Below are 15373 nucleotides of genomic sequence, written 5' to 3'. Positions count from 1 at the left end.
ATATAAATCCACTTGTATCGCGCGAACTCATCCAATATGCAAAAGTTTGATACCAAGACCTTTCAGGGGCTGATCCTGACTCTGCAGGACTATTGGGCGCGCCAAGGCTGCACCATTGTTCAACCACTGGACATGGAAGTTGGCGCTGGCACCTCACACCCAATGACCTGCCTGCGTGCACTCGGCCCAGAGCCGATGGCAACGGCCTACGTGCAACCATCCCGCCGTCCAACCGATGGCCGCTATGGCGAAAACCCTAACCGCTTGCAGCACTACTACCAGTTTCAGGTAGTCATCAAGCCATCACCAGAAAATATTCAGGAACTGTATCTGGGCTCATTGAAAGAGCTCGGTTTAGATCCGCTGGTGAACGACATTCGCTTCGTCGAAGATAACTGGGAAAACCCAACGCTGGGCGCATGGGGCTTAGGCTGGGAAGTGTGGCTTAACGGCATGGAAGTGACTCAGTTCACTTACTTCCAGCAGGTTGGCGGCTTGGAATGTAAGCCGGTAACCGGTGAGATCACCTACGGTCTGGAACGTTTGGCGATGTATATTCAGGGCGTAGACAGCGTTTACGATCTGGTCTGGAGCGACGGCCCTCTGGGTAAAACAACCTACGGCGACGTGTTCCATCAAAACGAAGTGGAACAGTCCACGTATAACTTTGAATACGCAGACGTCGATTTCCTGTTCTCCTGCTTCGAGCAGTATGAGAAAGAAGCCAAAATGTTGTTGGAGTTGGAAAAACCTCTGCCTCTGCCAGCGTATGAACGCATTCTGAAAGCCGCGCACAGCTTTAACTTGCTGGACGCGCGCAAGGCGATCTCGGTCACCGAACGCCAACGCTACATTCTGCGTATTCGTACCCTGACCAAAGCGGTCGCTGAAGCCTACTATGCCTCCCGTGAGGCGCTGGGCTTCCCAATGTGTAAAAAAAGCGACGATTCTAAATTAGAGAATATTTGAGGCAGCCATGACCCAACAAACTTTTCTGGTGGAAATCGGCACCGAAGAGCTGCCACCGAAAGCGCTACGCTCTCTGGCAGAATCTTTTGCAGCTAATTTTACCGCTGAACTAGATAACGCAGACCTCGCCCATGGCGAAGTGACTTGGTTCGCCGCACCGCGCCGCTTAGCATTGAAAGTCGCAGCGTTGCATGAATCTCAGCCCGATCGCGAAATTGAAAAACGTGGTCCAGCTATTGCTCAGGCATTCGATGCTGAAGGCAAACCAACCAAGGCTGCCGAAGGCTGGGCTCGTGGTTGTGGCATCACCGTCGATCAGGCTGAACGTCTGACCTCCGACAAAGGTGAATGGCTGTTGTTCCGCGCGCACCAAAAAGGTCAGAGCGCACAGCAACTGCTGCCAACGCTGGTAACCAATGCATTAGGCAAACTGCCAATTCCAAAACTGATGCGCTGGGGCGACAACGATACTCAATTTGTGCGTCCGGTTCATACCGTCACGCTGCTGCTGGGTAGCGAAGTGATCCCTGCTACCATTCTTGGCGTGCAGTCCGATCGCGTGATCCGTGGCCATCGTTTCATGGGCGAACAGCAGTTCACCATCGATAACGCCGAGCAATATCCGCAGATCTTGATGGAACGTGGCAAAGTCATCGCTGATTACGCCACGCGTAAAGCCATCATCAAACGTGACGCCGAGCTGGCTGCGCAGAAAATCGGCGGCATCGCTGATATGAGCGAAAGCCTGCTGGAAGAAGTGACTTCTCTGGTTGAATGGCCAGTAGTGTTAACCGCCAAGTTTGAAGAAAAATTCCTCGCCGTACCTGCTGAAGCGCTGGTTTACACCATGAAAGGTGACCAGAAATACTTCCCTGTGTATGACGCTGCCGGCAAACTGCTACCAAACTTTATCTTCGTCACCAACATCGAATCTAAAGACCCACAGCAGATTATCTCTGGTAACGAGAAAGTTGTTCGTCCACGTTTAGCCGATGCGGAGTTCTTCTTCAAGACCGACCGCAAACAGCGCTTGGAAGATAACCTGCCTCGTCTAGAAACCGTTCTGTTCCAGCAACAGCTGGGAACGCTGCGTGACAAAACCAACCGCATTGAAGCATTGTCCGGTTGGGTTGCAGAACAAATCGGCGCTGACGTTAATCTAGCGACCCGCGCAGGCCTGCTGTCCAAGTGTGATTTGATGACCAATATGGTCTTCGAATTCACCGATACACAGGGCGTTATGGGCATGCATTACGCACGCCACGACGGCGAAAACGAAGAAGTTGCCGTTGCCCTGAACGAACAGTACCAACCACGCTTCGCCGGTGATGCACTGCCAGACTCTCTGGTGGCATGTTCTGTCGCGATTGCCGATAAAATGGATACCCTCGCCGGTATCTTCGGCATCGGTCAGCATCCTAAAGGCGATAAAGACCCATTTGCTCTGCGCCGTGCTGCGTTGGGTGTATTGCGTATTATCGTTGAGAAAAAGCTGCCGCTGGATTTGGTCACGCTAACTGAAGAAGCCGCGCGCTTATACGGACAGAAGCTGACTAACGCGAACGTCGTTGATGACGTGGTGGAATTCATGCTGGGCCGTTTCCGCGCTTGGTATCAGGAAGAAGGCCACAGCGTTGACACTATTCAGGCTGTACTGGCTCGTCGTCCAACCAAACCAGCAGACTTTGATGCACGCGTGAAGGCAGTTTCACACTTCCGTACGCTGCCTGAAGCCGCTGCGCTGGCTGCTGCCAACAAGCGTGTTTCCAATATTCTGGCTAAATCAACCGAAGTACTGGGCGATCACGTTCATGCTTCTGTATTGAAAGAAGCAGCAGAAATCAAACTGGCAACCCATCTGGTTGTTCTGCGCGATAAGTTGGAACCGCTGTTTGCTGAAGGTCGCTACCAAGAAGCTTTATCAGAACTGGCTGCACTGCGTGAACCGGTAGATAACTTCTTCGAACAAGTGATGGTTATGGCTGACGATGAGCAAGTGCGCATCAACCGCCTGACTCTGCTGAGCAAGCTACGCGATTTGTTCCTACAGGTTGCGGATATTTCTGTTCTGCAGTAACCCCGAGAGTAAAATAAAGCCCGCCTTACGGCGGGTTTTTTACTTTCTGGCTGTTATCCCCAAATTATCAGGTTAAACTAACTTGATGAGTAGAATTTCAACAGAATGATATCGACCGATTTTTTTCGCGTGGTTACAGGAGTAATTACATGTCATTTGCAGTAACTAAACAGGCACAGCGTTGGTTGATGCCAATTTTCGCCGTCATTATGGCGTTTCAACTAGCTGGCTGTGGCGACAACGATAAAGAACAACGTAAAGCTTTCATCGACTATCTGCAAAATACCGTCATGCGTGGCAGCATCACCGTACCAACCCTGAGCGAAGACCAAAAGCAGAAACTCGGCAACTATGTCAGCGATTACGCGATCTTAGTAACGTTTTCACAGAATTTCAGCCGTTCGATGGATAGCAGCTTAAATCCGCTCTTTACCACTATCGATCAGATCCGTGTTCCTCAGGACTATCTGCTCAAACGCGACGATCTGCGTCAGGAAGCTGGTGCACTGAACCTGCTCGGCCAACAGATTCAAAGTGCCAAATCGACCGCAGACACTGCGCGTGCCGCACTTAAACAGCCTGATGATGTGAAAGCAGTTTATGACCAAGCCTTTGCGAAAGTCGTCACCGATCCGGCGAATGCCGTGATGCCAATCATTCCTATGGCGGCTAGCCTGTCACAGGATTTGATTCAGGTCGGTGATTTCCTGCAAAGCATTGGGACTCAGGCGCGCTTTGATAACCAAAGCATCCAGCTACAAACCCAGCAGCAGGTCGATCAATACAATCAGTTAATGACCTCAATTGCTGCCAAGCATCAAGAATTATTAAATGCGAAAAACCGCAGCGCGGCTATTTTCCAGAATTAATATTTAGGCAACACATTTACATCTCGTAGCCTGATTAAATAGCCGAAACACCCTGTCAGCCTTAGTGCTCACAGGGTGTTTTTCTTTAACGGAGGCAACGCTACTCCTTCGTTGCCCATCCAGCAAAAATCTGGATATGAGATATTGCTTCCAGCAACATCACCACCGATCGATATCATCTCCAAACATCATGCAATAACATGGAGTGAACCATGAATAAGCACCACCAGCCCTTCGAAGAAATTAAACAGGTAGATGAATCTGGGTCTGAATATTGGTCTGCAAGAGCACTGGCAAAGCTGCTGGATTACTCAGAATACCGGCATTTTATTCCTGTATTAGAGCGGGCAAAAGATGCATGTTTAAACAGTGGGCACAACGCTGGTGACCATTTCGAGGATGTCCTCGATATGGTCAAAATTGGCTCTGGAGCTCAACGAAAGTTAAAAGATATCGCCCTCTCCCGTTATGCCTGCTACCTCGTGGTTCAAAACGGCGATCCTAACAAACCCGTCATAGCGGCAGGTCAAACATACTTCGCACTTCAAACTCGACGCCAAGAATTAGCTGATGACGAAACTTTTAAGCGTTTACGAGAAGATGAAAAACGTTTGTTTCTGCGTAATGAATTAAAAGAACATAACAAACAACTCGTTGAAGCCGCTCAACAAGCCGGTGTTGCAACCACGATGGATTTTGCCATTTTCCAGAACCATGGATATAAAGGCCTCTACGGCGGGCTAGACCAAAATGCCATTCACCAGCGTAAAGAGCTCAAAAAGAGTCAAAAAATTCTCGATTTCATGGGTTCTACTGAATTAGCAGCCAACCTGTTTAGAGCAACACAAACAGAAGAAAAGCTACGTCGTGACCAGATAAAATCAAGGCAACAAGCCAATCAGACACATTTTAATGTGGGCCAAAAGGTTCGGAAAACCATTGAAGAACTAGGCGGCACCATGCCAGAAAACCTTCCTGTTCCTAAGCACAGCATCCAGCACATAGAATCCACCACTAAAAAACTGAGTAAAAAATAGCTTAGCAAAGCTAGCGCTGCAAACTTGCATGCACCTAGCTTCGTAAGCCACTAGATTGCGTAATGCTGGCTACTTAACCAGATTGTGTGGTTTTTTTATACCCAAAAAACACTACATGTAATTTTATAACGCGTTGGGTGAAAACCTGAGGTGTGTCGATGGCATGCTGATGGGATGCAAAATAACTTGTGAAGAGAATCACAATTTAAAAACAAAACCACTAACAACTTAAGTGATTTGCGTCACACAAAACCACCCATAACGGGCGATATTTTAACTTTGTAGCAGACTTTCAGCCTACTTATGTGATCAATATCACCATAAACACCCCAATAGAGGGGGAAATTACGAGATCAAGATCACAAATCCCCCACGGGGTACGCGAGATGAAAACGGCGTGATAGAGTCGATTTTGCATACAGAACGACAGGACGGTTTTTGGCGAAACCACCACAACTATTACGACGCGCAACATCTTAGCGCACCACGAGGGGTGTTTTATGTTATCACCAGATATCAAGGTCAAGGTACAGAATTTTGGCCGCTTCCTCAGCAATATGGTGATGCCCAATATCGGCGCATTCATCGCATGGGGTTTGATTACCGCTTTATTTATTCCTACCGGCTGGCTGCCAAATGAAACATTAGCCAAGCTGGTTGGCCCAATGATCAGCTATCTGCTGCCATTATTGATTGGTTATACCGGTGGCCGTTTAATCGGCGGTGAGCGCGGTGGCGTGGTGGGTGCAATTACCACCATGGGCGTGATTGTGGGCGCAGATATGCCCATGTTCATGGGCGCAATGATTGCAGGCCCATTAGGCGGCTGGGCAATCAAACACTTTGATCGCTGGGTTGACGGCAAAATCAAAAGCGGCTTTGAAATGTTGGTGAACAACTTCTCCGCGGGCATTATCGGCATGCTGCTGGCGATGCTGGCATTCATGGCGATTGGGCCGTTGGTAGAGTCGCTTTCAAAAATATTAGCGGCTGGCGTGAATATTATGGTGCAGAACAACCTGCTGCCATTAACGTCTATCTTCGTCGAACCCGCCAAGATTTTGTTCCTGAATAACGCCATCAACCACGGGATCTTCTCACCGTTAGGTATTCAGCAGGCAACAGAAACCGGCAAATCCATTTTCTTCCTGATTGAAGCAAACCCAGGTCCAGGACTAGGTGTTCTGCTGGCTTACATGTTCTTCGGCAAAGGCAGTGCAAAACAGTCCGCTGGCGGTGCCGCAATCATCCATTTCTTCGGTGGTATCCACGAAATCTATTTCCCATATGTGTTAATGAATCCACGTCTGATTCTGGCCGTGATTCTGGGTGGCATGACCGGCGTATTCACGCTGACCCTCTTTAACGCGGGCTTAGTTTCCCCTGCGTCTCCGGGTTCTATTTTTGCAGTGTTGCTAATGACACCAAAAGCATCTCTTATCGGCGTCGTGCTGTCGATTATGGCTTCAACGCTGGTTTCGTTCTTAACCTCTGCCATGTTGCTTAAACGCGCTCGCGTCGGTGATGAAGAAAGTAACGGCTTAGCGGAAGCCACTCGTCGCATGCAAGGCATGAAACAACAGTCTAAATCCGGTGGAAAAGTGACTGGAGTCGAACCTCAGCCAGCCATGCGTGCCACGCTTGATTTGTCTAAAGATTTACATCACGTGCGCAAAATTATCGTGGCCTGCGACGCCGGAATGGGCTCAAGCGCGATGGGCGCGGGAGTTCTACGTAAAAAGGTAAAAGACGCAGGGCTGAGCCATATTTCCGTAGTGAACTGCGCGATTAACAGCCTGCCTGAAGACGTTGATCTGGTGATCACTCATCAGGATTTAACCGAACGCGCGATGCGCCACGCACCACAGGCGATGCATATTTCATTAAGCAATTTCCTTGATAGCGGGCTGTATACCGATCTTACAACCCGTTTACTAGCGGCCAAACTGCCGCAGGCGGCAAACGACAACCGCTTGATCAACCAAACTATCATCGCCGCTAACGATGACTCATTTGAATCAACCGATCGCGAAGAGAATCTATTTAAGCTCAGCGCAGCCAACATCTTCCTGAACTTAACCGCCGACACCAAAGAGCAAGCCATTCGCTTTGCCGGTGAAATGCTGGTATCTGGCGGCTATGTCGAACCGGATTACATCGACGCCATGCTCGCCCGCGAAGCACTTACCTCAACTTATTTAGGAGAATCTATCGCCGTTCCGCACGGCACCGTAGAAGCCAAAGACCGCGTATTACGCACCGGGATCGTCATTTGCCAATACCCTCACGGCGTTCGATTCGGTGATGAACCAGACGATGTCGCTCGACTGGTTATCGGCATCGCTGCGCGTAATAACGAGCACATTCAGGTCATTGCCCGCTTAACCAACGCACTGGATGACGAAGGCGTAATCGAACGTCTGGCGCAAACCACCAGTGTTCAGGAGATCTTAGATCTTCTGTCTGGCGAACAAGCGGCATAAGGCAATTACACGGCGTTGTTCACCGCAGCCAGTCGGCCCTATAAAAGTGCCGTTGCTGTCGACGCCGTTCTTGGGGGCTCCCCCGCCCCCCTTTTTACGGATAGGTTTGAGGTCAAAAATATGAAAGCGATTCATTTTGGTGCAGGTAATATCGGTCGTGGCTTTATTGGTAAATTATTGGCAGATGCACAGGCGGAACTCACTTTTGCAGACGTAAACCAGCCGTTGGTCGATCAGCTTGCTCACCAGCAAAGCTATCAGGTCAACGTCGTGGGTGAAAATGCGCGCGTCGAACAGGTTAACCGCGTAAGCGCCATTCATAGCAACAGCGCTGATGCCATTCAACAAATTGCACAAGCAGATATCATCACCACCGCCGTTGGCCCGCAGGTTCTTAGTAAAATTGCCCATACGCTGGCGCAGGGATTAATGGCTCGTCACAGCAATGGTAACCAACAGCCCATGAATATCATTGCGTGCGAAAACATGGTGCGTGGCACTAGCCAGCTCAAGCAGCATGTCCTTGAGGCAATGCCCGTCGAGCTTCATGCTTGGGTAGAAGAGCACATCGGCTTTGTCGATTCTGCGGTAGACCGCATCGTGCCACCGAGCGCCGCAGCGAACGACGACCCGTTAGAGGTCACGGTTGAAACCTTCAGCGAGTGGATCGTTGATAGCACACAGTTCAAAGGCCAGTTACCGCAAATTTCAGGAATGGAGTCTACCGCTAACTTAATGGCTTACGTTGAGCGTAAACTCTTCACTCTTAACACCGGGCATGCAATCACTGCTTATCTGGGTCAGCTCGCAGGCTATCAAACCATTCGCGAGGCTATTCTCGATCCCGCCATTCGTACCGTGGTAAAAGGCGCGATGGAAGAAAGCGGAGCGGTACTCATCAAGCGCTACAGTTTTGATCCCCAGCAACATGCGGCCTATATCGAAAAAATTCTTGGCCGTTTTGAAAACCCTTACCTGCATGATGATGTCGAACGTGTTGGGCGCCAACCACTGCGTAAACTTAGCGCCGGCGATCGCCTGATCAAGCCGTTACGAGGAACGCTTGAATACGGTCTTACCAACCACAATTTAATCATCGGTATTGCCGCCGCCCTGAGCTACCGCAGTCATCAAGATCCTCAGGCGTTAGAAATGACAACGCTCCTTGACGAAATAGGCGTGAGCAACACCGTGGCGCAAGTTTGTGAGCTGGAAGATCAGCCAGAACTTGTCGCACAGATCGCTAATGTGTATAACGCCATGCAGCGCAAAGCATGATGTAACCCATATGGTTGGAGTTGCGGCGAAGCGGCAACTCCAAATGAGAAGGGTAAAATGAAATTAAATCGCGTGCGTAACAGTGCACAACCTGAAAGAGAAAGGGAACTTCCGAGTGTCGCCGCCCCAGAAAAGCAACGATATTCGGCAAGTGAAGCAACGACTATGGCAACCATGGAAGAATCTGACCTTTATAAAAGCCAGGCTTTTGAAAACCGCATTCTTGAGCGCCTAAACGCTCGACAAACGGTGGCGGGTTTTATTCAGGCCACCGTAGGGCTGCTCGCCGAAGCGGTAGATCTTTTGGTTCTTCAAGCCTTTCGTAAAGATGACTATGCGGTGAAATATGCGGTGGAGCCCCTACTGGAAGGAAGCGGTCCACTTGCTGATTTGCCCGTGCGGCTAAAGCTTATCTACGCGCTAGGCGTGATTAGCCGTGATGAATATGAAGACGTAGAGCTTCTACTCGCCCTCAACAACGAATTAAAGCATGAGAACAAAATCTATAGCTTCACCGATGATGAAATACTCGGGCCAATCAACATGCTACATAGCATGACCGCACTTCCTCCGCAGCCCACGCTTCATCTGCCCGAAGACGTTGTTGATGATCTGCTAGTGAATATGCAGGAGCAACGTTATCAACAAATGGTTCGTTCAACGCTGGTGCTCAGTATCACCGATTTAGTCACTCGTTTGTGCCATAAGAAAGCCTTCTAATCTCCCCAGTTTTCAAGACTGGGGCGTCTTCTTTTCAGCCAATCGCCACATTAACGCCGACAGCTGTTAAACTATCTCCTAATCCCTAAAAGTATTGATGACCGGAAGATATGTCATGAAAGAAAAAGCAGAAATTAAACGCCTGAGCGACAAGCTGGACGCACTGCGTCGTAAAGAAGCTGGCCTGCTGTTACAAGAGATTGATTCTGTAACGACGCACGCGCTAGATGAGAACCGCACCGAGCAAGAAAAATTGAGCGCAGAGATTGAGCGCCTGCGTGCCGTTCAAGCAAGCCATTTCAGCACCAAAGCACAGCAGCTTTTAAAGATGCCATTCAGCCGTGAAATCACCAAAAAAGAACAGGCTGATATGGGATCGTTGAAAAAGGCCGTACGTGGTATCGAGGTGGTTCATCCAATGACGGCGCTAGGCCGTGAAATGGGCTTGAAAGTGGTTACTGGCTACGCGAAAAAAGAGTTCTAATCTTTTACTCTTAGCTAAAACAAACCCCGCTATTGCGGGGTTTGTTTTATCACGCGGTTAACTACCGTTTACCGACGTAGCGTTTCTTCTTACCCGCATCTTCTTGATGTGCGCGTTCAACCTCTTCCGCAAGAATCTGCACCCCCTTCTCGATTTGATCCGGTTCAGGGACATAGTTCATGCGCATGCACTGATGCGTATGCGGCCACTCGTGCTCCAACCCAGGGAAGAAATAGTGCCCTGGCACCATCAATACGCCGCGCTGTTTCAGCCGCTGGTATAAAATCTCCGTGCTGATCGGCAGATCGATAAACCATAGCCACAGGAAAATCGCGCCCTCTGGTTTATGAATCAAACAGCGCTCTTCCGGTAAGTAGCGACGAATCACTTCGATCGTCTGCTCTACACGCTGGCGATAAAACGGTTTAATCACCTCGTTGGATAGACGCAGCAAATCACCACGCTCAATCATCTCAAGCGCAATAGCGGGACCAAGACTGCCCGGGGAAAGGCTGATAATCCCGTTCATGTTACTGATTGCGCTGATCACTTTTTCATCAGCAATCACGATGCCGCAGCGAGAACCCGGTAGCCCCAACTTCGACAGGCTCATGCACAGAATAATATTAGGGTTCCACAACGGATTCACATCAGAAAAGATAATTCCTGGGAACGGTAAACCGTAGGCGTTATCGATCAACAGCGGAATGTTGCGCTGCTGAGCTAAAGCATCAAGGCGAATAAGCTCTTCGTCGGTTAAAACATTCCCCGTTGGGTTAGTCGGACGAGAAACGCAAATCAGCCCGACGTCATCGCCAATATTGAGATGGTCAAAATCAACGTGATATTTAAACTGGCCTTCAGGCAATAGCTCGATAGTGGGTTTCGCTGAAACAAACAAATCTTCGTCTAACCCAGCATCGGCATAACCAATATATTCGGGTGCCAATGGGAACAAAACCCGACGACGAGAACCGTCAGAAAGACGCCCGGCATACAAATTGAATAAGTAGAAAAACGCGCTTTGACTGCCGTTTGTTAGTGCAATATTTTGTGCTTCTATTTGCCATCCAAACTCATCGCGCAGCATTTTGGCCAACGCCTGCAACAGCGCATCTTTACCCTGTGGGCCATCATAGTTGCACAACGCATCGGTGAGTTTGCCTTCATTCAACATATCCGCACAAAGTTGAGTGAAATAATCCGTCATCTGAGGGATTTTAGCCGGATTACCGCCGCCAAGCATTATGGCGCCCGGCGTACGCAGGCCATCATTCAGATCGTCCATCAAACGGGTGATCCCCGCGTAGCGGGTAAATTTGTCGCCAAATACAGAAAAAGTCATGATAGCAATCACAGGTAATTATTAGGAAAAGACAACCGACACCATACCTGCTACACCCTGTACGAACAACCCGCATAAAATTATCGGTTTTTTATATAATTCTACATAAAACGTAATATACAGAATAAAAAAAGGGCGCAGTTTCCTGCGCCAAAGAATGATTAGAGAGGGGTAGATCAGAGATGCTTATTAGTTACTGGTTTCAGCGTCACTTGCTGGGGTCTGGGCCTGCTCCAGTGCTGGAGTTGCTGTTTGCCCACCGATAGCAATACGCTGAGGCTGCAACGCTTCCGGTACATTACGCACCAGATCGATATTCAACAGCCCATTTTCAAACTTAGCGCCATCTACGGTGAGATGTTCAGCCAAGGTAAAGGTTAAGTCGAACGCCTTATAAACCAGCCCCTGATGTAAATACTCTACCGGTTTTTCCGGATGGGTTGGATTACCACGCACGGTTAAGCGCGGGCCTTCAACTTCAATATCCAGTTCGCTCTGCTTAAACCCGGCCAATGCCAGAGAGATGCGATAGTGGTTATCGTCACTTTTCTCGATGTTGTATGGAGGGAACCCTTGAGGCTCTAGTCCGCTTTGCATCGCATTGGCCAATTTATCGAAGCCAATCCACTGACGAAGTAATGGAGAAAGATCGTGATTACGCATATATAAACTCCTTCTAAGAAGCGAGATATTATTTACGGCTGCTTTATCAATGTATCACAGCCGACCATAAGCCCCCCGTAGGCAGGCTATTTAATTTGATCTTTAACAACTATTAGCTACAGTTAATTACTTAATTTCAATCTTACGTGGCTGCAATGTTTCTGGAACAATGCGCTCTAAATCGATATATAACAGCCCATTTTCCAAGTTGGCACCTTTAATTTGAATATGTTCAGCCAATTGGAATTTACGTTCAAAGTTACGCTCGGCGATACCTTGATATAAATAGGTGCGTTCTTTGTCTGATTGCTCATGAGAGCCTTTAACAATCAGCGTATTAGCTTGCGCAGTGATATCCAACTCATGCTCAGCAAAACCAGCAACCGCAATAGAAATGCGATAGTGATTGTCATCTACCAGCTCAACGTTGTAAGGAGGGTATCCCCCGTTAGACTGATTTTGACCTGACTCAATCAGGTTAAATAAACGGTCGAAGCCGATAGCAGAGCGATAAAGTGGAGATAAATCGTAGTTGCGCATAAAAATATGCCTCCTAATAAAATCAGCGAGGAAAAAATAATCTTCCATCATGGACAGACTATATAATCATTAAGCCAGAAACACCCTTACGGCATATTTCTCATCGGCCTGCTAATAAGATGGAGTCGGTGCGAAATTTTTCAAGCGTAAAAATTTAATTTTTATGAGAGCGCACGAATTGTTCAAATCACTGTCATAAACAGGCAAGATACAATCAGGTACACTATTTTTGTGAAGTGAGATAGCTGCCACAGAGCCAACGGATGGTTTTGCCAGTTTCTCGGCACAGATGCTATAACTCAACAACTCTGGCTTAAGCACAGTGCAGCCATTATTGGGATGGATTTATGAGACAACGGATTAGATGCTTGACGATAACTCTGCTTGCTGGCACCACGCTGCTTGCGGGAGGCTGTTCCAGCGTCATGACCCGTGTTGGACCGAGTCAGGGTTATTATTCTGGTGCCAAAAATGACATCAAAATGATCAAAGATGATGATACTGGTTGGGCGATGACACCGCTTCTTGCTCTGGATCTACCGTTTTCTGCCGTAGTGGATACGCTGCTATTGCCTTACGACTACTATCGTTCAGGCTCAAATCCAGAAGATGATTCTCCGCGTGCGCGCGTTTTGCGCGACGAGCAAACCAGCGGAGTCAACAATGTTGCCCCGAACTATACCGTTCAGGACAATGCCGCTCCGCATTATGAATAGAACTGAAATCATCCCCAAACAGAAAGCTTGGGCGTCATTATCCGTTTAAGTTCACCATAAAAATTTGTGGCCAGCCTGCAATCTCACGCATGAATGCAACGTGGTTTCCATCGGGGGAAACCACCACGGCCTCCGCGCACGGTGGTTGCTCTGAACGTATTGTTAGACGAGTGATTTCGCCTGAATGTACTTTGCATCGCACAACGCTATTATCCATCACGAAAAACAGCGACTCCCCATCAGGATGCCAACTCAATGCCGACTGCACGGAATGCTTCCCGTGCGTTATCTGCCGTGGCTCTCCACCATTAGGCGAAATAGTCCAAAGCTGAACCACACCCGCATCATCTTGCATCAGGAAAGCAATTTCGGCACCGTTTGGTGAAGAACGCAGCCAATGGCGTGGTGTCGTTGCAATTCCAGGGAAAATGCGCTGATGAGTGAAGGTAATTCGACGCTGATGTACGTTTGCAGGCGGCGCCGGCAACCTATCTACGGTGCCTTGCAATGGGTATTTTCCCGCCTGCGAATAGGCTGCGTTTTGCTCTGGCAGATCAACGATAAAGATCTCAGGAACTTTAGCGCCTTTATCACCAACGGTATCGCCGATAAAAGCCAAAGCCCAGCGCTGGCGGGTCCCGTCTGGCTTTAGATAGCCCTCATTACCAATCCATCCCTCTTCATAGGCACGAGAAATCTGGTCGCTTCCTACCTCAGGGTTAAGCGTAGTTTGGCTCACCAGAACACAAAAGTGGCTGCCGTCATATTCGCGTGGATGTTGTTTCGGCACATTAACCGCATGCAAAGGTATAGCAATACCCACATTACGCTGATCGAGCGCCACATCTTTTTCATGCATAACATGGTCGTTATAGGTAAAACTCAGACGAGTGGCATCTGGGCTAAACACATGGACATGCGTTCCACCGCGTAGGGCGCCTGCGGTATAAGGCTCGGTAATATCCATCGCATCAAGCGTTTCGGCCAATTCTCTGTCTGGCTCACTGACAATCACGCCGCGCCGATGATGGAAATCATAATGCCAGTGGGCATCTGGATGCTCTGGACCATGAATAAAAACGTAGCGTGTGGGTTGTTGAGGGCTTACCGTCACCACGCCAACATGTGCGCCATGCTGTGCGCGGTAAACGACTTCCACACGTCCATCATGAACATTCACACGCTCAATGCACAGCCCGGTAAAAGAGGCACCGCTAGGCCGTACATCGTATGCCAGCCACTCACTGTCTGGTGTCCAAATATTAATGTTGGTGAGCTGGTGCCCACGCGGATCAAATGTGAGTTGCTTTTCAGCATAGCGAGACATGATAGATTCCTTTAGCAAGGTAACGCATATCTCATTAGCATAAACTAAGCGGAGTTTTCGATCACTGAAGCCTACGGATGTATTCCTCGTTGAAATCATCTTTGTTCAACGGACGTGAGAACAAAAAGCCCTGAGCCAGCCTAACGCCATGTTTTAACATCAGTGATGTTTGTGCAAAAGTTTCAATACCTTCAGCAACCACGTCAGTATCAAGCGACTGTGCCTTATCAATCAATTTAAGCGTTTCATCCATCGCGCCTTTCTTGAAACAAGATCGATCGAGCTTTATGAAGTCTGTTTTTACCAGCTTCATTTTTTGCTCAGCTTCGTCAGCGCTGGTCACGTCATCCCAAGCCAGCAGAAAACCATATTCTTGTAGCTGAGCGGCATTATGTTGCCCATTGATATCGGGATGCCCCTGCGTTTCAGTCAGTTCAAGCATCACTCTATCAGCAGGAATTTTATATTTTTCAGCCAATTGGATAACGGTTTGTGCAAATCCTTGCTCATTAAGTTGCACAAGCGAAATATTGACGCTCAGGATATAGAGGAAATTATTGGGGATCAAAACTTCAGACATATATTTAAACGTCTGATCAATAACATAACTACCTAAACAAATTATGCCGCCATTCTCTTCTAGCTGATGAATAAATAAATTTGGCGCAACAATATTGCGACGATAAAAACCTCGAACTAAAACCTCTGCCCCTACACATTTAAAGCTAGAGAGATCGAAAACTGGCTGTAAGAAAATATCTACCGTTAGGTTAAGGCTATTTTCCATCACTTTTTTTATAACAAAATTTGCACTTTTTTCCATTGCGGGTTCCAGCCGAGTGTCCAATCTAGGTTAGAGGCGACA

14 protein-coding genes are annotated in these 15373 nt (G+C 48.4%); 9 read left to right on the top strand and 5 right to left on the bottom strand.

Going from position 1 to position 15373, the window contains the following annotated elements:
- Positions 1-36: 36 nt before the first annotated feature.
- The 8 genes from glyQ to CPY98_RS00090 all read left to right on the top strand — a co-directional run bounded on the left by glyQ (position 37) and on the right by CPY98_RS00090 (position 9917).
- The gene (gene glyQ, locus CPY98_RS00125; protein ID WP_004094047.1) at positions 37-969 is read left to right on the top strand and encodes a glycine--tRNA ligase subunit alpha; all 933 of its coding nucleotides are present in this window, start codon (positions 37-39) and stop codon (positions 967-969) included.
- A gap of 7 nt (positions 970-976) precedes the next feature.
- The gene (glyS, locus tag CPY98_RS00120; protein ID WP_025797298.1) at positions 977-3046 is read left to right on the top strand and encodes a glycine--tRNA ligase subunit beta; all 2070 of its coding nucleotides are present in this window, start codon (positions 977-979) and stop codon (positions 3044-3046) included.
- Positions 3047-3195: 149 nt separating this feature from the next.
- Entirely contained in the window at positions 3196-3915 is a 720-nt protein-coding gene (locus CPY98_RS00115) for a DUF3053 domain-containing protein (RefSeq protein WP_043490008.1), read from the top strand.
- 212 nt (positions 3916-4127) lie between these two features.
- Positions 4128-4952, top strand: coding sequence for a DNA damage-inducible protein D (dinD, locus tag CPY98_RS00110; RefSeq protein ID WP_043490006.1), 825 nt, complete (start codon positions 4128-4130; stop codon positions 4950-4952).
- Positions 4953-5452: 500 nt separating this feature from the next.
- Positions 5453-7435 carry a PTS mannitol transporter subunit IICBA gene (locus tag CPY98_RS00105; protein WP_025797304.1) on the top strand — a complete coding sequence of 661 codons (1983 nt, stop codon included), beginning with the start codon at positions 5453-5455 and terminating at the stop codon, positions 7433-7435.
- A gap of 120 nt (positions 7436-7555) precedes the next feature.
- On the top strand, positions 7556-8713 hold the full coding sequence (locus CPY98_RS00100; protein ID WP_043490003.1) for a mannitol-1-phosphate 5-dehydrogenase: 1158 nt from the start codon (positions 7556-7558) through the stop codon (positions 8711-8713).
- A 165-nt stretch (positions 8714-8878) separates the two neighbouring features.
- Positions 8879-9433, top strand: a complete 555-nt coding sequence (locus CPY98_RS00095; protein WP_227658341.1) for an MltR family transcriptional regulator — start codon at positions 8879-8881, stop codon at positions 9431-9433.
- Between the two features lie 115 nt (positions 9434-9548).
- Positions 9549-9917, top strand: a complete 369-nt coding sequence (locus CPY98_RS00090; RefSeq protein WP_043489998.1) for a YibL family ribosome-associated protein — start codon at positions 9549-9551, stop codon at positions 9915-9917.
- 61 nt (positions 9918-9978) lie between these two features.
- Here CPY98_RS00090 and CPY98_RS00085 read toward each other — a convergent pair whose 3' ends face one another.
- The 3 genes from CPY98_RS00085 to ibpA form a co-directional block, all read right to left on the bottom strand.
- Positions 9979-11262: a valine--pyruvate transaminase gene (locus tag CPY98_RS00085; protein ID WP_043489995.1), complete on the bottom strand. Its 1284-nt coding sequence runs from the start codon at positions 11260-11262 to the stop codon at positions 9979-9981.
- Between the two features lie 189 nt (positions 11263-11451).
- On the bottom strand, positions 11452-11925 hold the full coding sequence (gene ibpB / locus CPY98_RS00080) for a small heat shock chaperone IbpB (protein ID WP_096385876.1): 474 nt from the start codon (positions 11923-11925) through the stop codon (positions 11452-11454).
- A 126-nt stretch (positions 11926-12051) separates the two neighbouring features.
- The gene (ibpA, locus tag CPY98_RS00075; protein ID WP_025797316.1) at positions 12052-12465 is read right to left on the bottom strand and encodes a small heat shock chaperone IbpA; all 414 of its coding nucleotides are present in this window, start codon (positions 12463-12465) and stop codon (positions 12052-12054) included.
- A 347-nt stretch (positions 12466-12812) separates the two neighbouring features.
- On the opposite strand from ibpA, the gene CPY98_RS00070 reads away from it, so the two are divergent.
- On the top strand, positions 12813-13181 hold the full coding sequence (locus CPY98_RS00070) for a YceK/YidQ family lipoprotein (RefSeq protein ID WP_072008136.1): 369 nt from the start codon (positions 12813-12815) through the stop codon (positions 13179-13181).
- Between the two features lie 37 nt (positions 13182-13218).
- Here CPY98_RS00070 and CPY98_RS00065 read toward each other — a convergent pair whose 3' ends face one another.
- Positions 13219-14508, bottom strand: coding sequence for a DUF3748 domain-containing protein (locus CPY98_RS00065; protein WP_096385874.1), 1290 nt, complete (start codon positions 14506-14508; stop codon positions 13219-13221).
- A 61-nt stretch (positions 14509-14569) separates the two neighbouring features.
- Positions 14570-15331 carry an EAL domain-containing protein gene (locus tag CPY98_RS00060; protein ID WP_043489990.1) on the bottom strand — a complete coding sequence of 254 codons (762 nt, stop codon included), beginning with the start codon at positions 15329-15331 and terminating at the stop codon, positions 14570-14572.
- Positions 15332-15373 lie beyond the last annotated feature (42 nt).

It is taken from the genome of Hafnia sp. CBA7124 (assembly GCF_002355555.1).
Classification (GTDB): Bacteria; Pseudomonadota; Gammaproteobacteria; order Enterobacterales; family Enterobacteriaceae; genus Hafnia; species Hafnia alvei.
This window is presented reverse-complemented; position numbering and strand designations above follow the sequence as displayed.

What these genes read in the sequence shown, in the direction of transcription:
- glyQ (WP_004094047.1), top strand. Translation starts at nt 37, where the DNA reads ATGCAAAAGTTTGATACCAAGACCTTTCAGGGGCTGATCCTGACTCTG.
- glyS (WP_025797298.1), top strand. Translation starts at nt 977, where the DNA reads ATGACCCAACAAACTTTTCTGGTGGAAATCGGCACCGAAGAGCTGCCA.
- CPY98_RS00115 (WP_043490008.1), top strand. Translation starts at nt 3,196, where the DNA reads ATGTCATTTGCAGTAACTAAACAGGCACAGCGTTGGTTGATGCCAATT.
- dinD (WP_043490006.1), top strand. Translation starts at nt 4,128, where the DNA reads ATGAATAAGCACCACCAGCCCTTCGAAGAAATTAAACAGGTAGATGAA.
- CPY98_RS00105 (WP_025797304.1), top strand. Translation starts at nt 5,453, where the DNA reads ATGTTATCACCAGATATCAAGGTCAAGGTACAGAATTTTGGCCGCTTC.
- CPY98_RS00100 (WP_043490003.1), top strand. Translation starts at nt 7,556, where the DNA reads ATGAAAGCGATTCATTTTGGTGCAGGTAATATCGGTCGTGGCTTTATT.
- CPY98_RS00095 (WP_227658341.1), top strand. Translation starts at nt 8,879, where the DNA reads ATGGCAACCATGGAAGAATCTGACCTTTATAAAAGCCAGGCTTTTGAA.
- CPY98_RS00090 (WP_043489998.1), top strand. Translation starts at nt 9,549, where the DNA reads ATGAAAGAAAAAGCAGAAATTAAACGCCTGAGCGACAAGCTGGACGCA.
- CPY98_RS00085 (WP_043489995.1), bottom strand. Translation starts at nt 11,262, where the DNA reads ATGACTTTTTCTGTATTTGGCGACAAATTTACCCGCTACGCGGGGATC.
- ibpB (WP_096385876.1), bottom strand. Translation starts at nt 11,925, where the DNA reads ATGCGTAATCACGATCTTTCTCCATTACTTCGTCAGTGGATTGGCTTC.
- ibpA (WP_025797316.1), bottom strand. Translation starts at nt 12,465, where the DNA reads ATGCGCAACTACGATTTATCTCCACTTTATCGCTCTGCTATCGGCTTC.
- CPY98_RS00070 (WP_072008136.1), top strand. Translation starts at nt 12,813, where the DNA reads ATGAGACAACGGATTAGATGCTTGACGATAACTCTGCTTGCTGGCACC.
- CPY98_RS00065 (WP_096385874.1), bottom strand. Translation starts at nt 14,508, where the DNA reads ATGTCTCGCTATGCTGAAAAGCAACTCACATTTGATCCGCGTGGGCAC.
- CPY98_RS00060 (WP_043489990.1), bottom strand. Translation starts at nt 15,331, where the DNA reads ATGGAAAAAAGTGCAAATTTTGTTATAAAAAAAGTGATGGAAAATAGC.